Here is a 22,664-nt window from a genome sequence, read left to right as displayed (position 1 = left end):
GAAACAATCTAAATGACAAAAGCTTACAGATAAAAGGAACTAACGATTTTGACCGTAGTAGTGAGCCCGCAAGAAAGTTATTAAACCTATCATCAATAAAGCCAAAGTAACTGCTCCTGAGAATATGAAATTCAAATTACTGACTGAAATATAAAAAGAAGTACCCTTGATTAGAGACAGAGGTAATTCTTTTTTTATCATGAATCTAAAGGTAAACGTATCCTTTATTAAAGTAGAAATGTATACTTTTCTACTTTTTCGTAGTTTATTCAAAATCTTTGCGGAACCGCCACTAGCTCATTTACATAATTATCGTTAGGTGAAGTTAATTATATTTTTCTACGCACTAAATAAAAAGCTAAGGAACCCATAATAATAGGTGCAACTAAACTAGAAGAATATGCACTAGTAATAGTAAAAAGAGAGAGTATAAATATATAGATAAGAGCTAGTCCAATAAATACAGGAATTCCAAATCGAAACTTCCTACATTGTTTTATGTTCCTGTATAACATTTCTCCAATTAGGCAAGCTATAAGATCTAATATGCTACCAAATATAATGAGAATTACCATGAATCCTAATATGTTAGGTAAATCATTCTCGTAAGAATAACTAGGATCAGAAATATACGGTATCAAGAACCATATGATAATAAAAGTAAGCAGGCTTGCAGCATAACTAATTAAAAATTTCCCCAACGTAATCATCCTCATAATTTTCTAATATTATCTTCATTGTATGACATAATGTCCTATTATTAATAGCAAGACTACCTTCCACGAAATTGCTAATTGCATGAAATAAAAAAGACGCATTTAAATTGATGCGTCTTTTGGCGATGTTTCTTTTGTGAAATCATATAAAGCAATCGCGCCTAAAATAACCAATATACCTTCAGGAGCATCCAATAAAACAGTTCTCCAAGTTTCTGATATTACCCATTTAATACCTGCTGCTGATTCAAGATATACTTGAAAATAACCAATTGTAAAATCAATTCCCCATAAACATACAAGTAATGTTAGACCAAACCGAATTAATTTCTTGTTTTTAAACATGTAACACCTCTCAAAATTCATTGGATATTTCTGTTTTCAGTTCTTTATATACAAAAATCCCTATATTTAATTTTAACATGCAAAATATCCAAATAAATACAATATGCACATTTGCATATTTCATGAATATTTAGGAATTACTGTTAATAAAAACCCCCTACTAGTGTAGGAGAAAATAGCTTTAGCAATCCCAACAAGTAATCGCATAAACAACGAAATCATTTGAACCACTATATAGACAATCCCAGCCCTTGAAATAAGGGGAAATCCCTGTTCCTGGCTACCTACCATAATGAATAGCCCGCCGCATAACGCTACAGCGGACGTGATAGAACCAACAGGTAAGAAATTACTGCAAAGAAAAAGCCATGTATACACATGACTTTCATAGCATAATCACTTCTATATTCAATAGAAATTAAAGTGAATTAAATTTCTTTACTTTTAAAGGAATAGATATTACATATAAATCTATAGCATAAGTAATAATCAAAATCCTTTTTCCTTCATCAGCAAATTTTGCTTGCAGAAACTTTTCTGAAACTTTCCTTTTTCCCCATCTCTTTGGAAGATATCCGAATCCTAAGAACATAATAATAGCCCGATACTCATTAACTTAACTACTTTTCTTTTTTCCATGATATTTCAAATTCTCCACCATGTTCTTCTGTTATAATTTTAACTTTATATGTATCATCTTTAGACACTTTAATATTATTTTTATTGTTTCCACTAGTAACTTCCAATATTGTATTATCATTTGAATCTAAAACATAAGCCTTTATGGTTCCTTGTTTAGTTTTATCAGTAAAAGAAAAGATCCAATTCTCCCCTTTTTTAACTTTCCTATCTTGAGTTGCATATCCAGTAAATTTCCTATAGTCCCCAGATATACTACCAGATACGCTATCTGAAGAACCATGAACCTTACCACCAACAATCGTTCCCTCTCTTGTAAAACAACCACTAAGAACCACCAAACATAGAACAAATAATAATGTGTTTTTAATAGTTTTCAACATCATTCCCCCTTATCCTCACAATAAATATCCTCTTATTTACATTTTTTCTTTCATAAAGAAAAATGGACCTATGACCCAGTAAATAACATGATGAATGTTGACAATCCCCTTGTTAGAGTATCATATAAAAAATAAAAAGGAGTAATAAGCAATGAATATTAAAATAGTGGATATATCAGACAAATTATTAGATGGATATAAAGTTTTAGTTCAAGTAGATAGCAATCAATTTATCGCTGAGTGGGATGGCGATAAGCCAGAAAAACACGAAAACTATAATGTAGAAATACATATAGATAATGAATTTATATGGAATACAAATATAACCTTTTCAGATAAAAATGCAAATGCAATAATTCAGAATAGTAAAGGCTTCAAAGTAATTGCTAAGCTAGATTATAACAGTGAGGATAGCTTAGCAACACTAAATATCTACGATAGTATAATACTAATTAATGTAGAAGGAATCGAGCAAGATATAGCAAATGAATGGGTAGAAATGCAGTGCACTTCAATTAAGATATTTAATACTAATTTTTAACAGAAACCTATTACATAACTATGGCATAGTCGTTATGATGTAGTGAGATATAGAAAGAGTAAACGAGTATATAAATAAACATGTTTATATGCATATGAATATCCTACTGCAATTCCTGCTCAAGCAGACGCCACTAACCATACCGTAGCCACTCATAACCGCAAGTTCAATCTCAACAGGAACGATTATTGGCCATAATAAAGCTAAAACTGCTTGCATACCTGCCCACAAACCAATACCAATCGCAAAGGGAGATGTGGAACTAACATTATCACCCCTTGATAAAACGAACTAATACTGGATGCACTTCATTAAAACTTTATAATAAAATCCGCAATAGCTGATATAAAATTATAAATCGGTATCATTACATCTCGCATACGTTGTAAAGCTTGCTTGAACTTCTCAATCATATTTTTATCTGTGCTTCTGCATAAAAAATAAGAAGCCTCTTATACAGGCTCCTTCATCATCTATTCAAATAATCTGCGATGGTTTGAAATACGACAATATACATATTATGAATACTTTCTTCTGTATTTCCGCCATTAGACAAACCGACTGCCCATTGTTGTCCCTCACCACTTCCGATATTTGCAAAGCCTTGCGTATACATAGCATTTACATCTTTTCGTGCACTGTTATACTCTATCCCCTTTGTAATAAACGTTGAATATGATTTATCTTGCAAACCGATAAAAAATACTGGTTTCTTTAGCGATGAAAATACATTTTTATACTGCTCTGTTGAGGCTTCTTGAAAGTGATCTTTCATTATTAAAAAACCATCCACTTCCTTAGACTTCTTTTCCAGTTCCTCTAACTTTATTTCCTCAAACTTTATATTCCTAAACGTATCTTTCGGCTTTTCTCCAATAACTCCAATTACGAGTGCTCTTCCGTTATATTCTAATTTCTCTCCTTCTTTATCCTTTGCACACCCAGCACTCACTAGGCATATCAATATAAAAAATAAGAAATACGATAAACGCTTCATATAGCACCCTCCCCTTCTTTTCAGTCAAGTGACAAAAACGTAAGGTGAATTCAAGAAAATGTAAGTAAAATCGATAGCTCAAATGACGTTTCTATATTATAATCAATTGAATTTACTTACATTACTAAACATAGGAGATTATCATGAAGAAATTTAAACTTTCATCTTTTCTTCCGTTAAGTTATATACTTCTACTCGTACTCGTAAGTCCCCTTTACGATGTATTAAATAAATCGGCTGTTCACGCAGTAGATGTCACAACTGTAGTAGATGATTGGATTCCATTTGTGAAAGCATTTATTATTCCTTATTTACTTTGGTTTCCTTACTTATACGGCGCACTTATTTATTATTGCTTTGCGGATCGAAAACAATATTATGTCACTTTAAGTAGTATAATTCTTGGAAAACTTGCTTGTTTTTCTATTTATTATTTTTGGCAAACAACTGTACCACGTCCAACAGTCGTTGGATCCGACGTATTTTCCGAACTAGTCCGCTATATTTATAGTATCGACCAACCGGTAAACTGTTTCCCTAGCATTCACGTTCTTACTACCTTTGTGATTATGCTAGCTGCCTTTAAACGTAGAGAACAACATGCTTTTGAATATTATATTCTTACCTTCTTCGGTACGCTTATTATTTTATCAACGCTATTTACGAAGCAACACGCATTTGTAGACGCCATTTCTGGAATGACGCTTGCAAGCATACTTTACTTCGGCGTTCAGCTTTTATTAGCAAAAGAAACTGTACGTGTTCCAGTAAAACAAAATTACAAAATGTAAAAAGCAGACTGTGGCTTCCAGTCTGCTTTTCTCTATATAAAAGGAGATTTTCAATTTAAGATTGCGGTACAGTCATATCACCAGAGTGAATACGACCTGCTTTTTTAAGAGCAATGTAAAGTATATAAGAAACAGCTACTGGAATGATGATATAAGTGATGACCATCGCCGGGACAACTTCCCATCCTTCGCTAGAAATTAAATTAATTGGTGCGATAAGAGAACTTAATCCAAGACCTGCAATTTCTTTTCCTGCTTCTAGTTGAAAAATTAATGCGGATACTGGACCAACTATAGCACTGGCGACGACAGTTGGGACGAGAATCATTGGATTTTTAGTGATATTTGGCAACTGCACTTTCGGAGTACAAAGCGCTTGAGCTAATATGCCGCCTAAATTATTTTCTTTCGCTGAGATTACAGAGAATCCGATAAACTGAGCAACGCAGCCTGCAAGAGCAGCACCACCTGCAACACCGTCTAAGCTAAGTGCGATCGCTAACGCAGCTGATGAAGCGGGAGAGATAAGTAATAGTCCCCAAACGACTGCAATGACGATAGAAGCGATGAACGGGCTACCAGCTGAGCTATCTTTAATGAATGCTCCAACTGTATTTAACACAGGAGTAATATTATGAGACAACCAAATACCAACTAAACCAGAACCTAATATTGCCGCAAATGGAACGAGCATCATATCTAACGCAGTTTTTCCACTTAAACGTTTACCAATATATACAGCTAAAGTCGCTGTTAATAATGCACCGATTGGCTCACCTGTTTTAATAATTAGACCTGCTTCAGTAATTGAAATGGATCCGGCACCAATCGCTCCAGCTACCATAGCCGAGAAGATTACAAGACCATTTGCACCGAGCATAAAGGCAATTCCGGCACCAATGGCTGGTGCCATAAGTGATTTTGCAACAACTCCGATTGTAATCAGCAATGGAATATCAACAATTCTTCCTATATTTTCGATTAGTAAACCAATTCCAAGGGATACGAAAATACCTTGTGCGATTCCAGCAGATGCTTTAAATACACGAGACATTATATATTCCTTCATTTGTTTCACCTTCTCCTATAAGTTAGTAACCAATTGTTTTCATATAATCACGTAAAATATCGTTTGATTTTGCGAATCGAGATTCTTCATCCTCTGTTAAATTGAGTTCTACAATTTCTCTTATACCGTCTCTAGTAATAATAGCTGGTACTCCTGTACAAATATCATATTCACCGTACTCACCATCTAAAATGGCTGATACAGCAATGACACGGTGATCATCATTAAAGATTGAGCTTGCAATATATGCTAGAGAATTTCCGATTCCGTAATAAGTAGTTCCTTTACGTTTATAAATTTCCCAGCCAGCTTTTGCAGTCTTCTCAACAATCTCATCTAAATCTATTTCACCAAATTTGTCTTTTTTCTCTTCTAAAATTTGCAGAATTGGCTTTCCACCAACAGTTACGTGAGACCAAGCAACCATTTGAGAATCACCATGTTCTCCTAATGAATACCCATGAATACTACGAGGATCTACATGTAACATTTCAGATAAAATTGTTCTTAAGCGAGAAGAATCTAGTGATGTACCAGTACCGATTACGCGATTTCTAGGTAATCCAGATAATTTCCACACCTCATATGTAATAATATCAACTGGGTTCGATGCAAGTAAGAAAATACCATCAAATCCACTTTCCATTACACCACTAACAACACTTTCCATAATCTTCGCACTCGCTCCTAAAGTATCTAAGCGACTTTGCCCTGGTTTTGGTGCTGGCCCTGCTGTAATAATAACAATGTCCATATCTTTGCAGTCTTCATAGCTTCCTGCATATACTTTTGTTCTTGTATTTGTAAAGTTAATACAATGTGATAAATCCATTGCTTCCCCAACTGCACGTTCATGATTTATATCAATTAATAATAGCTCTTCGCAAATGCCTTGATTGACAATGGAATATGCACAACTTGATCCAACTAATCCAGTACCGATAATTGCAATTTTTCTTGTATGTCTTTTCATAGCAATCTCTCCTAATTGATCATATAATCTATTTCTTTTGTTCTTTACACCCCTAATTATAGAGATTCCCACGATAGAAACCATGGATACTTTGTGAAATATTGAACAAAGTTTTTGTCCTTTTTGTGAATTGTTATATTCCATTTTCGTCATATTTGTTACAACTGGAAAAATATTTATTATGTATTTATTGACATATATAAAGTGAAGCATTAATCAGTGGGGTTTTACCGCCCAGTAAATAGCGGGACAAAACAAAAAACGAGCGACTTCATTCGCTCGTTTTTTCATCCCATTATTCCGCACTTAATTGACCTTTTAATTGCTGTACAATCATTGGGTTAGCAGGTGCTGCCGGTTTGTAATAACTCTTTTGCTTTGCGTACTCATACATATTACGTTGGCGCATTTCATCTTGATTACGAATTTGAATTAACGTTTGGTGTAACTGTTCATTATCAGACTGAGCAATATAATTTGCATAGCTTGTTAAACTTGCATTTAATCCTGCTAAATAATCATTTACCATATCTTTTTCATTCATCTTTCTCTTCCTCCTATCCTAGGAAAGTCATTAATTGCTGTTTCGTATTTCGTGCATCTTGTGCATCTTTTTGTAGCATTTGTTTCAGTTGTGGATCCGTACACGTCTGTGCATACTGCTCCAACTTGTTAATAATTGTTGCGTGTCCACCAATTAAATGACGTAAGTTTTCTACTTCAAGCTCTGTTAAATTTTGCATAGAATACTCCTACCTTTCTTTATTCGTTCACTGTTAGTATTTAGCTATTTTTTGATTGTATACATAAATTAACTTTTTCACGTGCATACAAAATAAAAGATGAATAGCTAAGCCATTCATCTTTTATACTAGTTATGTATTCATTTTTATAGAGATACGATCATACTTATACTCACAAGTAAGTTCCATACAATGTGTAAAATAATACTAGGTATAATAGATTGCGTCTTTTTGTATAACATTGCAAATACCATTCCCATAATCGTTGCCGTAATTAGAAGACCTCCATGAAGAATTCCAAAAATGAAGGAAGAAATAATGATACCAACTAAAAAATTATATTTCTTTTCTAAAAATCGATATAAAATACCTCGAAATAGAATTTCTTCTTTAATCGGTGTAATGATAGCAACACTTAACACATATATAATACTTTGTATGCTATTTTGAAGCCCTAAACTCCCTAATTGTTTCTTTTGTTCTGCTGCACTTTCAAAACTAAACACATGTAACATTAAATATTGTGATAACGCAATGACAATAAAACCAATTAATAGATATAAATATGTCTTCCCATTCTTCAAAACGGATAAATCCCAAATATATTTAATAAAATGAAGAACTGGTTTATAAGCTAATAAAACGATGGCAACAACAGCTGCATCAAATAAGAGTAAATAATATCCTTCTAAATTAGTACTTAATACTTCTTCTCCATAAATCTCAAAGGCTAAACCAAGGAATAATCCTCCTAGGAGTGAAATCCCTATAATCATTGCTATCGTTACAAATAGATTTTTATATGTTATATTCTCTATTTTTCTTTCCACACTATACGCTTCTAACACTGTTTTACTCACAGTATCCCTCCAGTTATTCTCATTTATCTTAATAAAACCCTTTAATTGAAATATAAAGATAATATAACAAAATTTCCAAAAAGAATAATATGCAATTTTACATATTATGAAAACTTTATATTTTATAGTTTTAGGAATAGGATTGCTATGCAATAATTATTATATGAAATTTCAAAAAACACTTCCTATCCACCATAACCCTCGCATCATATAAAATTTATTAGTTAAAGGAGCAATAAACATGAAAACACATGACTTCCTTACAGAAATCCAGAAGGGCTCTGAGCCTAGTCCATATCAAGATCCTATTGCATTTATTTTCGTTTTCCTTTCCGTAGCCATATACACATTTTTCAAACCTGCAAAATAATATCATTTAATGAGAAAAAAACTACCATTCTTTTGGAATCATATGCACTAAAAAACCTTAGAATCGCTTCTAAGGTTTTTAGTTGCCTCGCTTCTTATTTAATTTCTCATTACATGTAATCCTTTAATAAACGTTTCCAATAATACATGTAAACTTGTATCTAAATCTATTGGCAAACCAAATCCACCCTGCTGTTCAATCGACGCAAATCCATGACAAATACTTCTGAATCCGCGTGTCGCATGAAGTGCATTCTCTCCTTCTAATCCGTACTGTTGTAAAACCTGAAGACAAAGCTTTACAATTTCGTCACCTGCTTTTCTTACTTCTTCATCTCGTAAAAAGGTTGCTTCATACAGCCCAGGATGTTTTCGGACAAATGCTACATATGCTTCTCCTAATGCATGAATTGCTTCATCCATATGTTTATCCTCAGCCGCTTCTTCCAGTTTGTTATGCAGCTGTTTTATTCCGTAAATACCGAGATTTTTCCGTACATCTTGTAACCCTTTTACATGATTGTATAGCGAAGGTGAACGTATCCCTAACCTTTGCGCTAATGAAGCTAACGTTACTTCTTGTATTCCATTTGTATCTGCAATTTCTGCCGCTGTTTCTACAATTTTCGGTAATGTAAGTCCGATTCTCGGTGACATAAATTAACCCTCTTTCCTACTTTCTATATTCCGCTTCGCTTCCTTAATAGCAAGCTCTATGACAGCCCCTGGATCCTTTATCATTTTTCCATGTCCTGCCGCAAGCAAGGAAGGTTCATATTCGCTTAGCTTCTCTGCACTTTGTAATGATATTTCTTTGCTCCACGTTGCCATCGCAGGAAACGGAAACCAAAATTTCATTTGTCCCGAAACAGCCATACCTCCTCTTGTTTGGAAGGCATCCCCGACAATAAGAGCTTTATTTCGTACATCAAGAAGCGACATGGAGCCTGGCGTATGTCCCGGCGTCATAATCGCAAGAAGCGATCCAACTCGGTCGCCATCTTCCAATAAAACATCAGGTACCGTTTTTACCTTTTTAGGTACACCGCCTTTTATCGGTATATTCGGTTCATCCTTTTGTAACGTCGTATCTCCTTCTAAAAGCTTTGCGTCCCGTTTAGAAATATAGACTGGAACATGCGGAAGTACTTCCTTTAATGCGTCTAATGCACCGATGTGATCATCATGCGCATGTGTTAATACAATCTTAGTAATTGGTTTTCCTATTTTCTCAGCCGCCTGTAAAATCCCTTTTGCGCTATATGGCAAAGCCGCATCAATTAAAGTTAAACCATCTTCTTCCTCGACAAAGTAACAATTCACAGGAAACACTCTTGGCAAAAATGACAATTGATATACCGTTTTTTCATGTATCACTCTCATATTTCCAGCTCCCTTTTCACTAAAACTAATACCGTTAGTTTTATTATACTAATGGCATTAGTTTTATGTCACTAAAAATTTCTTTTTTTCAAAAAAAAAAAGAACAGTAGCCGTATAAACGACTACTGTTCTTTAAAGATATTAAACTGTGTAACGCTCATCTTCTAAAATTTTCGCAGCGATTTCACGTTTCTTCGGAATTACATTAAGTGGTGTGTGGCGAGTTAATTTACGTAATGATGATAACATCATGCGCAGCATGTCGCCGTTTTCAACTGCGATAAGTGTTTCTTTCGCATCTGCTTCGATTTCGTTGAATGCTTCTTGACAGAATACTTCAGTGTATAACACTTTTTGTTTATTCTTTTCAAGACCAGTTGTTTTAATTGCTTTTTCTGTACGAAGAACAGCTGACTCCATTGCGTATAGGTTGCTTACGATGTCAGCGATATTCACAAGAATTTCTTGCTCTTTATCTAATGCTTTACCGTATTTTTGAGCAGCTAATCCAGCTACCATTAAGCCGATTTTCTTCGCGTTAGTTACTAAATATTTTTGAAGTGCTAATGGCTCATCGCCTACTTCTTCTGGCATCATCATCATTAACTCTTCTTGTAATTTTTGTGCTTTTTGAAGAAGTGGTAATTCACCTTTCATCGCTTTACGTAAGAACGTACCTGGTACGATTAGGCGGTTAATTTCGTTCGTTCCTTCGAAAATACGGTTAATACGAGAATCGCGGTACATTCTTTCAATCTCGTACTCTGCCATAAATCCGTAACCACCGTGAATTTGAACACCTTCATCTACTGTATAATCTAGTACTTCAGAACCGAATACTTTGTTTAAAGAGCACTCGATTGCATATTCAGCGATAGAAGCTGCTACTGCTTTACCGTCCTTTACTTCCTCTTCAGATAATGTGCTCATGCGGCTTTCGAATAAACCTACTGTACGGTATACAGAGCTTTCAGCTGCATATGTTTTCGCTGCCATGTTCGCAAGTTTCTCTTGAATTAATGGGAAGCGAGCGATTGGTTGTTTGAACTGTTGACGTTGGTTTGCATATTGTGCTGAAATTTCTACTGCACGTTTCGCAGATCCAACTGTACCAACACCTAATTTATAACGGCCGATATTTAAAATGTTGAACGCGATAATATGACCTTTACCGATTTCACCAAGTAAGTTTTCTTTCGGTACTAATGCATCTTCTAAAATTAAAGTACGAGTTGATGAACATTTAATACCCATTTTCTTTTCTTCTGGGCTTGTAGATACGCCAGCATACTCTTTCTCTACGATAAATGCTGAGAAGTGCTCTCCATCAATTTTTGCGTATACGATAAATACATCAGCAAATGCAGAGTTTGTAATCCATTGTTTTTCACCGTTTAATACGTAATGTGTACCTTCTGCATTTAAACGTGCAGTTGTTTTTGCGCCTAATGCGTCAGATCCTGAACCTGGCTCAGTTAATGCGTATGCCGCTAATTTTTCACCAGTTGCAAGTAGTGGTAAATACTTTTTCTTTTGCTCTTCGTTACCAAATAATACGATTGGTAATGACCCGATACCTACGTGAGCACCGTGAGTAATTGCAAAGCCACCAGCGCGAGAGAATTTCTCTGCGATTAACGCTGAGCTTACTTTATCAAGACCAATTCCACCGTACTCTTCTGGTACGTCAGCGCCTAATAAACCAAGTTCCCCAGCTTCTTTTAAAAGACGAACAGAACGATCAAACTCGTGTTGCTCTAAATATTCAAGCTCTGGAAGAACTTCATTCACAATAAAGTCCTCTGTCGTTTTTGCAATCATTTTATGCTCAGATGAAAAATCCTCTGGCGTAAACACTTGATCAATCGTAATCTCATCAACTAAAAAGCTACCGCCTTTAACCGCATTTCCTACTGTTTTTTCCATGAAAATTTCCTCCTTCATATTTTCATAAGCCGCTTCTTCCTTTTTGAAAGAAGCTGGCTCTCAATTTTATTTTTTATAAACCTTTGTTGCTTCCATTCTTTGCTTTAGTGTCCTCTCGTTCTGAGCAAGCCACTTCCACTTTTTATAGTAATTCAAACACTCCTGCTGCTCCCATTCCGCCGCCGATACACATTGTTACGATACCGAATTGTTGGTTGCGGCGTTTCATTTCGTGAATAAGAGATAGTGTTAGTTTTGCTCCTGTACAGCCAAGTGGATGTCCAAGTGCGATTGCACCGCCGTTTACGTTTACTTTTTCTTCATCTAAACCAAGCTCACGAATAACTTGGATTGATTGAGAAGCGAATGCTTCATTTAGTTCGAATAGGCCGATATCAGATAGCTCTAAACCAGCTAATTTTAACGCCTTTGGAATTGCAGCGATTGGACCAATTCCCATTACTTCTGGTGGTACGCCAGCTACTGCAAATGAACGGAATTTCGCAAGTGGTTTCATGCCATCACTCACTGCTTTTTCACGATCCATTAATAGTACAGCTGCTGCACCGTCACTCATTTGTGAAGAGTTACCAGCTGTTACAGAACCACGAACGTTAAATGCTGGACGTAATTTACCTAAAATGTCTAGCGACGTTTCTGCTCTTACACCTTCGTCTTGCGCGAAAATGATTGTTTCTTCTTGCAGTTTATTGTTTGATCCAACAGTACGTAACGTTACATCTACAGATACTGTTTCATCAGCAAAGTTCCCTACAGCTAATGCTTTCGCAGCACGTTGATGACTTCTTACTGCAAATGCATCTTGTTCTTCACGAGAAATTCCATATTTCACAGCAACTTGCTCTGCTGTATGTCCCATACCCATATAATATTCTGGAGCTGCTTCTACAAGGCGACTATTCGGACGAACAACGTGTCCCATCATCGGAACTAAACTCATTGATTCCGCTCCGCCTGATAATACAGCTTCCGAGTGACCAAGCATAATGCGCTCTGCTCCGTAAGCGATACTTTGTAAACCTGAAGAACAGTAACGGTTAATTGTAATAGCTGGAACATCGTAAGAAAGTCCTGCTAGTCCGCCGATATTACGAGCCATATTTAACCCTTGCTCTGCTTCTGGCATTGCACAACCGAAAATTAAATCGTCGATTGGTCCTTCATAATTCGCACGCTTTAACGTTTCCTTTACTACTAACGCCCCTAGATCGTCAGGACGAACTGTTTTTAATGAACCCCTCTTTGCTTTTCCAATTGGTGTTCTTGCTCCCGCAACAATGACAGCTTCTCTCATGAACGATATCTCCCCTCGTTATTAGTTACGTAATGGCTTTCCTTTTACAAGCATGTGCTGCATTCTTGCTTGTGATTTCATCTCACTTACTAAGCTAATAAATGCTTCACGTTCTACATCTAATAAATACTGCTCATCAACTTCTGTTCCGTACGGTACTTTTCCGCCCGCAATGACATATGCAAGTTTCTTCGCAATGTGAAGATCATGTTCAGAAATGTAACCTGATAAATGCATTGCTTCTGCACCAAGTACAAGAGTTGCATATCCTGTTTCACCAACAACTGGTATCTTTTTACGGATTGGTGCTTTATAGCCAGCTTCATATAAAGCAAGTGCTTTTTGTTTCGCATCATATAGTAAGTGATCACCATTCACACTAATACCGTCTTTATCGCCTAAGAAGTTGTTCGATACAGCTTCTTGTGCCGATGTAGAAACTTTCGCCATCGCTACAGATTCGAATACTTTATTCGCAACTTTTTGCAGATCAAACTCTACACCATTTGGCATTTTATTTAAGTGTTTAATGTATAGCTCTTTATTACCGCCTCCGCCAGGGATTAAGCCAACACCAACTTCTACTAAGCCCATATACGTTTCGCTAGAAGCTTGAATGCTAGCTGCTGGTAAACAAACTTCTGTACCTCCGCCAAGCGTCATACCATATGGTGCTGCTACAACTGGCTTAGAAGAATATTTAATTTTCGTCATTGCATCTTGGAAGTTTTTCACAACCAACTCAATTTCAAAGTAGTTGTCATCTTGTGCTTCCATTAAGATCATTGCTAAGTTCGCACCAACGCAGAAGTTCTTCGATTGGTTACCGATAACAAGACCTTTATAATTCTTTTCTACTTCATCAACAGCGTAGTTAATCATTTGCGTAATATCCATACCGATTGCATTGCTCTTCGAATGGAATTCTAAGCAAAGGATACCGTCGCCTAAATCGATTAAGCTCGCTCCGCTATTTTTCTTTAATACGCCATTTTTCGCTTTTAATTGTTTAAGAGAAATTGCCTTTTTATTACGTTCGATTAGCTTATATTCGCCATTATCGTAATAGTAGCTATCTCCGTTATCATGTTTGTAGAAAGTAGTGAAACCTTTCTCTATCATTTCTTTCACCCAAGTCGGAACAACTACGCCGTCTTCTTCCATCTTTTGAACGGACTTTTCAACGCCGATTGCATCCCAAACTTCAAATGGCCCTTGCTCCCAGCCGAAGCCCCACTTCATCGCTTGGTCAATTGCAACGATATCGTCAGCAATTTCTTTATGAAGTTTTGCAGAGTATAAAAGAGTTGGTGTGATGATGTTCCATAACAACTCTCCTGCGCGGTCTTTCGCGTATACAAGCGCTTTCAATTTATTCGATAAACCTTTTTCTTGTTTACTTAACTCGATAGATGTAGCTTTTAATTTTTTGCGAGCTTCGTACTCCATCGTTTCAGGATTTAATTCTAAAATTTCTTTTCCTTGTTTTAAGAAGAATCCTTGACCTGTTTTGCTTCCAAGCCATTTTTTATCAAGCATGTCATGCATAAATGCTGGTACTTTAAATACATCACGCTCTTCTTCTTGTACGTTTTCATATACGTTATTTGCAACGTGTACGAATGTATCTAACCCAACAACATCTAATGTACGGAACGTTGCGCTCTTCGGACGACCAATAAGTGGGCCTGTTACAGAATCAACTTCCCCAATGCTATAGCCGCGTTTTATCATCTCTTGAAGAGTTACTAATAAACCGTACGTACCGATGCGGTTTCCAATAAAGTTTGGTGTGTCTTTTGCGATAACAACGCCTTTTCCAAGAACGTCTTCGCCAAATAGTTTCATGAAGCTTAATACTTGTGGATCTGTTTCTTTCGTCGGTATTACCTCTAGAAGTTTTAAATATCGTGGTGGGTTAAAAAAGTGTGTGCCTAAGAAGTGCTTCTGGAAGTCGTCTGAACGACCTTCTGCCATTTTTTCTACTGAAATGCCTGACGTATTCGAGCTTACAATAGAACCCGGTTTACGAACAGCATCTACTTTTTCAAATAGTTTCTTTTTAATATCTAAGTTTTCAACTACTACTTCAATAATCCAATCTACATCAGCTAGACGCTCAAGATCATCTTCTAAGTTACCTGCTTCAATCAGTGCTAAATTTCCTTTCACTGTCAGAGGAGCTGGTTTTTGCTTTAATAGTTTTTGCACAGCCGTATTACTAAAACGATTTCTTACACTTTTATGTTCTAATGTAAGTCCCTTCGCTTCCTCTTCTTTTGTTAGCGCAGGTGGTACAATATCAAGCAATAATGTCGGAATACCAATATTAGCTAAGTGTGCCGCAATTCCTGAACCCATTACGCCTGAACCTAGAACAGCAGCCTTTTTAATTTGGAACATCCATTTCTCCCCCTATTCTTGAATGAATGCTCATTCAATTTTTCGACATAAGTCGCAATCAATGAGTGAGCCTCTACTAATAAATATATGATACAGTTTGAATTTTCGCAATATATTTATTGATAAAATTTTCTGAAATAAATATTTTTCTTTCATTTGGCTATGCTATACATGTGTATTTTCTTCATTAAAATGCACTTTTCCTTTTTATAATCTGACGAAACTGGAGGAATATATATGGCAAAACTTAAGAAGAACCCTTCAAAGGCTGGAATTAGCGCAGCAAGCGTAACCGGAAATGCAGGTCCTCATAATCACGGTGTGGAAAAGGGCCGTCAAGGTAATAACCAACAATATAAGAAGCATAATATGGGCGAAAAATAACGGTATATTTTTGGGCAGAAAACGTGGCATAATGGGTAATGGCTGCTTTTTCTGCCCAATTTATTTGTACATATGGAAAACAAAAGAGGGAACGATGATGAAACGAACAATAGTTATGATTGTAATGATTGCTACACTATTTACAGGGATGATTTTCTTCTCTTATGCACAAAGGCAACAAGCTGTAAGAGCGGATCAACCTAACATTACTGGGCAATATGGCATTACAATCGATGCAGACACAGGTGAAATTTTGTATGGGAAACGGGAAGACGAACGCTCTTATCCGGCTAGTATAGGGAAAATGATGACTACCTTACTCTTACTAGAGAATGTAAAAGAAAATGAAGAAATTACAGTTACAGAGAACGCAATTAAAACAGAAAGTCAAAGTAAGAAAATTAAACTTCGTGCCGGGGAAAAGTTAAAGCGGGATGAGGCATTAAAGCTTATGCTTATCATTAGTGCAGACCCGATAGCTGAATCCATTGCAGAACATATCGCAGGATCAAAAAATGAATTTGTAAAAATGATGAATGCTAGAGCGAAAGAACTTGGTACAAAGCATGCGACTTTCAAAAACGCAAGTGGTGCTGATGCACTTGGAAATAAAGTATCGCCATATGACATTGCTATGATTACGAAAGAAGCATTAAAGTACCCAGTTGTTTTAGAATATATGAATTCAACACGTACAACTCTACATACTTCAGAACGATCTCCAAACATCGCAAACTATGGACGAGAAGAACTATATGACGATCCATATGCAATTGGAAGTAAAAGCGGTCTATCCGCACTCGGAAAATATACGGTCGTAACAGTGGATGAAAAAGACGGTAAACGCGTCATTAATGTTGTATTATCTTCTACTCGCACGCAGCTATATCCTGATACAAAGAAAATGGCACATTACGCATTTCAGCAATTAAAATAACCAAGGAGTATTTTCTCCTTGGTTATTTTTTAACCATACCTTTTAACACGAACGCAACGTTTGCTGGACGCTCTGCTAGACGACGCATGAAGTAGCCATACCAGTCATTTCCATAAGGCACATAAACACGCATTTTGTAACCTTCTTTTACTAGCTCAAGTTGACGCTCATTACGAATACCATATAACATCTGGAATTCAAATTGGTCTCTTGGAATGTTGTGTTCTTCAGCAAGTTTTTTTGTATATTCAATAATCGCTTCATCATGTGAAGCAATCGCAGTATAATTTCCATTTAATAAGTGCATTTTAATAATTTTTTTATAGTTATCATCTACATCTTTCTTCTCCGGGAACGCTACCTCTTCAGGTTCTTTATAAGCTCCTTTTACAAGACGTAAATTAGGACTATAAGCATTTAATTCTTCCATATCTTTTTCTGTACGATATAAGTAAGCTTGAATAACTGTACCAATATTATCGTACTCAGATTTTAACTGTTTAAAGATATCAATTGTCTTTCCGCAGCGTGTATAGTCTTCCATATCAATGGTAACAAACACACCATTTTCTTTTGCAGCTTCTAAAATACGGCGCATGTTGTTCATTACGATTTCATCAGAGATATCTAATCCCATAGAAGTCATTTTTAAAGAAAGCTGCGAATCAAGACCTTCTCTTCCAATTGCACGGATTGCTTCAATCGATTGGTTAGCCATTTCATTTGCTTCCGCTTCATTATCAACGAATTCCCCTAAATAATCGATTGTTACACAAAGTCCTTGCTTGTTCAATTGTTTAATAGCTGCTGTCGCTAATTCAATTGTCTCCCCTGCGACAAAGCGACCTGCACCAAAGCGTAAACCGTACTTTTTAGCCAGTTTTGTTAGCGCTTTATTTTTTGACAAGAAAAGAAACGAATTTCGCATTAATTGTTCCATGTAATTCACCCCTATGACTGTAATTTATCTGTTTTTTACCCCTCTTCAAAATTATATCATTGTTTAAAATTATTGGATACAAATAATTATTTAGATAATTTATAAAATACTATAAAAACATTTAAAAACCTATATTCTCGCTTATAAATATGCAGGGAATATTTTTCGACATTTAGAAAAAACGAATTTACTAGGCACAAAATAAGCATGTCGAAAATATTCGACATGCTTATAAAACCCTTTATATTCCATGTAAATTATATAAGGATATTAATACAGAAAACTTGAGATTATATTTACCTCAAGTTTTTTATTGCTCATTTCTCTTCTCTTCATTCAACTTTTTAATATCTGTAATTAACTGTACCATCTCTTCTTTCGCATCAGGATATGTCTCATTCCAATGCTTCACTAAAGCCGGCATCGTCTTCGCTATGTAAGAATACAGTGCCCACTTCTGCACCTGTTCTTTTCTCTCTTCATTGCTCTCTCCAAGTAATAGTTCCGTGTATTTTTCTAGTAACCCGTCAAATTGTTCATTAAACTTTTCACTCATCTTATCTACCTCCTATATGAAAAAAGCAGCGAAAATCGCTGCTTTTCCTTATAATTTTGATCGAACAGAGTTTAATTTCTTTTCCATCGTGCTTACTTTATCACGACGATCATCGATACGAATTGTTGTTGCAACGCGCTGTGCACCTTTCGTATATGGAACTTCATGCATTTGTTGAATTACTTCTAGAATGACAGGAAGATCTCCTTCAATTACTGTATTCATTGGTGTTAATTGATACTTCACGCGATCTGCATTTTTCTCTAGCACCTTTTGTACTTCTGCTACATATTCACTAACACTTGGATTACCAGTTCCTACTGGAATAATCGATACGTCAACAATTGCCATAGTAGTCTTCCTCCTATAATTGCTTCTTATATATCCATTGTCTATTTTACCGAAATACTCATCATTTTACTAATTTGTTATTCCTCTATTTTAAACTGCTCAACCAATCTTTCTAAGTCTCTCATATGCTCCGTCAAATTTTCCATCGTATGAGCTACCTTTTCTAGATGACTCACTTGAGATTCAGTTGCAGCATTTACTTCTTCCGAAACAGCTGCGCTTTCTTGACTTGTACTAGCAATTGTATGCATTACCGTTGTAATTTCTCCTTGCTCGTAACCGATGTTATGTACCTCTTCTACAATTTGTTCGACTGAAGTACTAATTGTATTTACAACTGACATAATTGTGCGGAATTCCGTTTCTGCCTCTGTCGTAACTTTATTTTGTATATCTGCAATATCTTTTAATTTACTTACAACCTCTACAACTCGTTTTACCTCTACTTGTACATCGCCAATCATCGTTGCGATTTCTCCTGTCGCCTCTTTCGATTGTTCCGCTAACTTTCGAACTTCTTCGGCAACAACAGCAAAGCCTTTACCTTGTTCCCCTGCACGCGCCGCCTCAATCGAAGCATTTAAAGCAAGTAAATTCGTTTGATCCGAAATACCTTTTATAAGCTCTACAACATTTTGAATCGATCCAACTCTTTGCTCTAACTTTCCGGATGCCTCTTCTGTATGAACAACAATCGAAGATGATTGGCCCCTTGTACGAACTAAATTACGCATCGTATTTAATCCTTGCTTAGATGCCTCTTCAGCTTTGCCAGCCACGTCTTTTATGTCACCGACTGAATTATTCATTTGTTCCACTGACTGCGCCATATTCTCGAGTTGCTCTGAAACTTCATCTACACTATTAGCAAGAGTGGACGCTCCTCCGCTCACATCATCCATTGCACCTGATACTTCTCTACTAGCTTCTACAGTTTCATTCGTTAAATAATGTAGATTATTCGTTGATTGTTGCACTGTTGATACACTATTTTTAATTTTACTTACCATTTCATTCATTTGCTCAACCATATGATTAAAATGGTTCGTCAACTCTCCAACTTCATCCTTACTTGTCACTTTCATTTGCAACGTTAAATCACCTTCTGCTACTTTTTGAACGTGATTCGTTAATAGTTGCAACGGTCTTGCTAATCTTCTTGAGAACAAGTATGAAGCTATGATTCCAACTAATAAGCTAATACAAGCCATTATAATGACTGTATTTCTCGTACTATTTAATAGCCCATCAATCGTTTCTTTCGGATAAAAAATTCCTATTTTCCATTTCATCAAATCAAATGACTGACTATAAACAACTACATCTTCACCTTTTAATGTAGTGACAGCATATTTTGTTACCTCTTTATTTAAACTCTTCACAAGTGGCTCTTTCGAAACATCTTTCCCTATTTTCTCTGGATAAACGAGAGCCATATTTTTATCATTTATAATAAACATTTCTCCGCCATTATTGTATTGAATATTATGAAGTAACTTCTGAATTGTTCCGAGCGATACATCCATCGCAACAACACCTAATACAGATCCATCTTGAGCTGTAATTGCTTTAGAAACTCCCACACTTAACTTACCTGTTGCAATTTCATACATAGGTTGTCCCCAATGAACCTTTTTCACATCAGCTTCTGAGTCTTTATACCATTGTCTTGTCGTTGGATCATATCCTTCTGGCACTTGTCCACCTTCAGCAAGATTGGCACTTAATGTTTTTTTATCTTTCGTACCAATATATAAGTCTAAAATGCCAGGATGATTCTTTTTGTACTCCGAAAACTCTTTCGTCAAAAAGGCTTCTTCTTCTGGAGTAACTCCGTCTTGAAGTATATTACGAACCATCTCACTGTTCGCATAATATCCCATATCTTCATCCGTTCTTTGAACAAATGTCGTAAGTTGCTCTGTCACAAGATCCATCGTATTTTGAGAATACTGGTCTAAGGAGCGCACTTCCTTCTCTTTCTGTAATTGATACATAGCTGTACCTAATATTACGAACATCATAGAAATAAGTACCGAAAATACTACCGCAATTTTTAAACGTAAACTTCTTAACATCTTCCCCCAAGCATTCCCTTCTCGTTGTATTATAATCGTATTAATCACTATATTAAGTATAATGGATAAAATTAAAAAATTGAAACTAATTCTCATTTCAATCTGATTAGACAACTGACTACCACTTGTGCAAAAACAAATAGTTCATTATCCTTAAAATATAATCTCATTCGTTCGGAGGGAACTATGTTACAAAAATTCGGTTTCTCACAATATGAAAGCCAAGCTTACGAAGTTGTCGTATCAAGCAACGAACCATTAGATGCTACAACGATCGTGAAGCATTCTGGTGTCCCAAAAGCAAAAATATATGAAGTGCTTGCACGCCTAATCGATAAAGGAATGGTAATGGATTCCGTTTCAGAGAAGAAAAAGATGTATACAGCATTACCACTCAAGCTGGCAATTGAAAAATTAACGACAGAATTTCAATCCAATATTAAAGAATTAGAGACAACTATATCGAAAAAATCATTTACAGATGACCGTGTGTGGAGCTTAAAAATGCAATCTTCTATTCGAGTTCAAAGTAAAGACCTCATCGAAAGTGCAAAAGAATCAATTCGCATTTCAGCTTGGAATGATACTCTTTTAGAATATCTTCCGTTATTAGAAGAAAAGGCAAAACAAGGGGTCAAAACCGAGTCCCTTATAGTTGGAAACGTAGAAACAAACTTAGAAAACATGCATTTTCTAATCCCAGCTGAAGAGCCTAATGCGCTAGAGCGCTACTTACTACTCATCGTTGACGACCGTGAAATTTTATTTGCTGGTGTAGAGCAAGAGTCATGGCAAGCAATGAAAACAATGTCACAACCTTTCGTAAAGTTCTTTACAGAATTTTTCTATCATGACGTTGCACTTGCGAAGATTACCCAGAAACACCATGATCTCTTTATGGAAGATGAGGAAATTAAGAGTTTGTTGATGAAGTTGAGATACTAAAAAACGCCTCTATTACAAGGCGTTTTTTTCTACATTTCTTTTCTATTTTTCATCCTTAACACATAAGCACCCGCAATAATAAAACCAATTCCTAAAACGAATAAAGCGGTAAATTCATTGCCGACGCCGCCAGTAGCTGGTAAACGCACTTCATTATGAGTATTATGTTGTTGCATCGGCTTCACATCAGCGGAAGGTTTCACTTCTCCACTCGGTGTTGGCTTATTTGGCTTAGAAGGAAGTGATGCCTTTTCTTCTTTCTTATTTTTCACAATATGTTTAATAATTTGTCCATCCTCTTTTATTTCAAATGCGAATGTCTCTTCATTTATTACATATCCATTTGGTGCTATTGTTTCTTTATACGTGTACTTACCGTATGGTAGTTTAAATTTCCCTACACCTTTTTCATCCGTTTTCCCTTTTACTACTTCTTTCCCTTGTTCGTTGTAGATTGTAAACTCTGCATTTGGCAGTTTCGTATTCCCATCCGCTACATCTACTTTCGTTATTTCTAAATCACCTTCTACTTTCTTATCTTGAACGATATGTTTAATAATTTTGCCATTCTCTTTTATTTCAAATGCGAATGTCTCTTCATTTATTACATATCCATTCGGTGCTATTGTTTCTTTATACGTGTACTTTCCGTATGGTAGTTTAAATTTCGCTATACCTTGCTCATTTGTTTTTCCTTTTACTACTTCTTTTCCCTGTTCATTATAAATTGTAAACTCTGCATTTGGTAACTTCGTATTCCCATCCGCTACATCTACTTTTGTTATTTCTAGTTCACCTTCTACTTTTTTATCTTGAACGATATGTTTAATAATTTCTCCATTCTCTTTTATTTCAAATGCAAACGTCTCTTCACTTATTACATATCCATTCGGTGCTATTGTTTCTTTATACGTGTACTTTCCGTACGGTAGTTTAAATTTCGCTACACCTTTTTCATCCGTTTTCCCTTTTACTACTTCTTTCCCTTGTTCGTTGTAGATTGTAAACTCTGCATTTGGT

Annotated in this window: 24 protein-coding genes and 1 pseudogene; 5 read left to right on the top strand and 20 right to left on the bottom strand. The window is 35.8% G+C overall.

Translation table 11 applies throughout. The features are described 5' to 3' along the window. Positions 1-329: 329 nt before the first annotated feature. The 4 genes and pseudogenes from AC1Q8N_RS20985 to AC1Q8N_RS20970 form a co-directional block, all read right to left on the bottom strand. Positions 330-716, bottom strand: coding sequence for a hypothetical protein (locus AC1Q8N_RS20985; protein ID WP_170955594.1), 387 nt, complete (start codon positions 714-716; stop codon positions 330-332). 102 nt (positions 717-818) lie between these two features. Then, entirely contained in the window at positions 819-1,082 is a 264-nt protein-coding gene (locus AC1Q8N_RS20980) for a DUF3937 family protein (protein WP_080345555.1), read from the bottom strand. A 99-nt stretch (positions 1,083-1,181) separates the two neighbouring features. Beyond that, positions 1,182-1,391, bottom strand: a pseudogene (locus AC1Q8N_RS20975) (hypothetical protein); the annotation flags it as partial. 290 nt (positions 1,392-1,681) lie between these two features. Beyond that, positions 1,682-2,083: a hypothetical protein gene (locus AC1Q8N_RS20970; protein ID WP_000920744.1), complete on the bottom strand. Its 402-nt coding sequence runs from the start codon at positions 2,081-2,083 to the stop codon at positions 1,682-1,684. Between the two features lie 151 nt (positions 2,084-2,234). Between AC1Q8N_RS20970 and AC1Q8N_RS20965 the strand changes: the two genes are divergently transcribed. Beyond that, positions 2,235-2,624 carry a hypothetical protein gene (locus tag AC1Q8N_RS20965; RefSeq protein ID WP_098078322.1) on the top strand — a complete coding sequence of 130 codons (390 nt, stop codon included), beginning with the start codon at positions 2,235-2,237 and terminating at the stop codon, positions 2,622-2,624. Between the two features lie 469 nt (positions 2,625-3,093). Here the strand turns inward: AC1Q8N_RS20965 and AC1Q8N_RS20960 are convergent, their stop codons facing one another. After that, entirely contained in the window at positions 3,094-3,621 is a 528-nt protein-coding gene (locus AC1Q8N_RS20960) for a hypothetical protein (protein ID WP_098078325.1), read from the bottom strand. Positions 3,622-3,764: 143 nt separating this feature from the next. Here AC1Q8N_RS20960 and AC1Q8N_RS20955 point away from each other — a divergent pair, with 143 nt between their 5' ends. Beyond that, the gene (locus AC1Q8N_RS20955; protein WP_098078327.1) at positions 3,765-4,412 is read left to right on the top strand and encodes a phosphatase PAP2 family protein; all 648 of its coding nucleotides are present in this window, start codon (positions 3,765-3,767) and stop codon (positions 4,410-4,412) included. 55 nt (positions 4,413-4,467) lie between these two features. Here the strand turns inward: AC1Q8N_RS20955 and AC1Q8N_RS20950 are convergent, their stop codons facing one another. From AC1Q8N_RS20950 to AC1Q8N_RS20905, 10 genes are all read right to left on the bottom strand, one after another. Further along, complete coding sequence (locus AC1Q8N_RS20950; RefSeq protein ID WP_000666176.1) at positions 4,468-5,481, bottom strand: PTS sugar transporter subunit IIC; 1,014 nt, start codon at positions 5,479-5,481, stop codon at positions 4,468-4,470. A gap of 22 nt (positions 5,482-5,503) precedes the next feature. Further along, positions 5,504-6,454: an L-lactate dehydrogenase gene (locus AC1Q8N_RS20945; RefSeq protein WP_438285580.1), complete on the bottom strand. Its 951-nt coding sequence runs from the start codon at positions 6,452-6,454 to the stop codon at positions 5,504-5,506. Positions 6,455-6,749: 295 nt separating this feature from the next. Continuing rightward, positions 6,750-6,998, bottom strand: a complete 249-nt coding sequence (locus AC1Q8N_RS20940) for a spore coat protein (protein ID WP_001002985.1) — start codon at positions 6,996-6,998, stop codon at positions 6,750-6,752. A gap of 13 nt (positions 6,999-7,011) precedes the next feature. Then, positions 7,012-7,197: a hypothetical protein gene (locus AC1Q8N_RS20935; RefSeq protein WP_001180555.1), complete on the bottom strand. Its 186-nt coding sequence runs from the start codon at positions 7,195-7,197 to the stop codon at positions 7,012-7,014. 146 nt (positions 7,198-7,343) lie between these two features. Continuing rightward, positions 7,344-8,057 (bottom strand): CPBP family intramembrane glutamic endopeptidase, encoded by a 714-nt coding sequence (locus tag AC1Q8N_RS20930; RefSeq protein ID WP_048542341.1) that lies wholly within the window; start codon positions 8,055-8,057, stop codon positions 7,344-7,346. Positions 8,058-8,525: 468 nt separating this feature from the next. Continuing rightward, positions 8,526-9,083 carry a TetR/AcrR family transcriptional regulator gene (locus tag AC1Q8N_RS20925; RefSeq protein WP_098078336.1) on the bottom strand — a complete coding sequence of 186 codons (558 nt, stop codon included), beginning with the start codon at positions 9,081-9,083 and terminating at the stop codon, positions 8,526-8,528. A gap of 3 nt (positions 9,084-9,086) precedes the next feature. Then, a complete protein-coding gene (locus tag AC1Q8N_RS20920) occupies positions 9,087-9,809 on the bottom strand; it encodes an MBL fold metallo-hydrolase (protein ID WP_098078338.1) in 723 nt (240 codons plus the stop codon). 141 nt (positions 9,810-9,950) lie between these two features. Beyond that, positions 9,951-11,735: an acyl-CoA dehydrogenase FadE gene (locus tag AC1Q8N_RS20915; RefSeq protein ID WP_000416287.1), complete on the bottom strand. Its 1,785-nt coding sequence runs from the start codon at positions 11,733-11,735 to the stop codon at positions 9,951-9,953. A 142-nt stretch (positions 11,736-11,877) separates the two neighbouring features. Continuing rightward, positions 11,878-13,050 carry an acetyl-CoA C-acetyltransferase gene (locus AC1Q8N_RS20910; RefSeq protein ID WP_098078341.1) on the bottom strand — a complete coding sequence of 391 codons (1,173 nt, stop codon included), beginning with the start codon at positions 13,048-13,050 and terminating at the stop codon, positions 11,878-11,880. A 21-nt stretch (positions 13,051-13,071) separates the two neighbouring features. Continuing rightward, the gene (locus AC1Q8N_RS20905; RefSeq protein WP_098078344.1) at positions 13,072-15,453 is read right to left on the bottom strand and encodes a 3-hydroxyacyl-CoA dehydrogenase/enoyl-CoA hydratase family protein; all 2,382 of its coding nucleotides are present in this window, start codon (positions 15,451-15,453) and stop codon (positions 13,072-13,074) included. Between the two features lie 237 nt (positions 15,454-15,690). Here AC1Q8N_RS20905 and AC1Q8N_RS20900 point away from each other — a divergent pair, with 237 nt between their 5' ends. Then, on the top strand, positions 15,691-15,837 hold the full coding sequence (locus tag AC1Q8N_RS20900; protein ID WP_001096344.1) for a YuzL family protein: 147 nt from the start codon (positions 15,691-15,693) through the stop codon (positions 15,835-15,837). Between the two features lie 97 nt (positions 15,838-15,934). Then, complete coding sequence (locus tag AC1Q8N_RS20895) at positions 15,935-16,774, top strand: D-alanyl-D-alanine carboxypeptidase family protein (RefSeq protein ID WP_000831460.1); 840 nt, start codon at positions 15,935-15,937, stop codon at positions 16,772-16,774. Between the two features lie 22 nt (positions 16,775-16,796). Here the strand turns inward: AC1Q8N_RS20895 and AC1Q8N_RS20890 are convergent, their stop codons facing one another. The 4 genes from AC1Q8N_RS20890 to AC1Q8N_RS20875 all read right to left on the bottom strand — a co-directional run bounded on the left by AC1Q8N_RS20890 (position 16,797) and on the right by AC1Q8N_RS20875 (position 20,699). Beyond that, positions 16,797-17,714 carry a proline dehydrogenase family protein gene (locus AC1Q8N_RS20890; protein WP_046955846.1) on the bottom strand — a complete coding sequence of 306 codons (918 nt, stop codon included), beginning with the start codon at positions 17,712-17,714 and terminating at the stop codon, positions 16,797-16,799. Between the two features lie 310 nt (positions 17,715-18,024). Continuing rightward, a complete protein-coding gene (locus AC1Q8N_RS20885; protein WP_001290592.1) occupies positions 18,025-18,270 on the bottom strand; it encodes a YusU family protein in 246 nt (81 codons plus the stop codon). A gap of 48 nt (positions 18,271-18,318) precedes the next feature. Then, entirely contained in the window at positions 18,319-18,621 is a 303-nt protein-coding gene (locus AC1Q8N_RS20880; RefSeq protein ID WP_001018862.1) for an MTH1187 family thiamine-binding protein, read from the bottom strand. A 77-nt stretch (positions 18,622-18,698) separates the two neighbouring features. Further along, the gene (locus AC1Q8N_RS20875; protein WP_098642722.1) at positions 18,699-20,699 is read right to left on the bottom strand and encodes a methyl-accepting chemotaxis protein; all 2,001 of its coding nucleotides are present in this window, start codon (positions 20,697-20,699) and stop codon (positions 18,699-18,701) included. A 186-nt stretch (positions 20,700-20,885) separates the two neighbouring features. Here AC1Q8N_RS20875 and AC1Q8N_RS20870 point away from each other — a divergent pair, with 186 nt between their 5' ends. Beyond that, positions 20,886-21,644: a TrmB family transcriptional regulator gene (locus AC1Q8N_RS20870; protein ID WP_098078346.1), complete on the top strand. Its 759-nt coding sequence runs from the start codon at positions 20,886-20,888 to the stop codon at positions 21,642-21,644. Positions 21,645-21,673: 29 nt separating this feature from the next. On the opposite strand, the gene AC1Q8N_RS20865 is transcribed toward AC1Q8N_RS20870, so the two are convergent. Then, positions 21,674-22,664, bottom strand: a 991-nt coding sequence (locus AC1Q8N_RS20865; protein ID WP_493521365.1) for a SpaA isopeptide-forming pilin-related protein, incomplete at its 5' end; no start/stop codon positions are given.

This window comes from Bacillus sp. GW823-FHT06B01 (assembly GCF_058952315.1).
The sequence above is the reverse complement of the archived record's forward strand: the minus strand, read 5'-3'. Positions and strand labels throughout refer to the sequence as shown.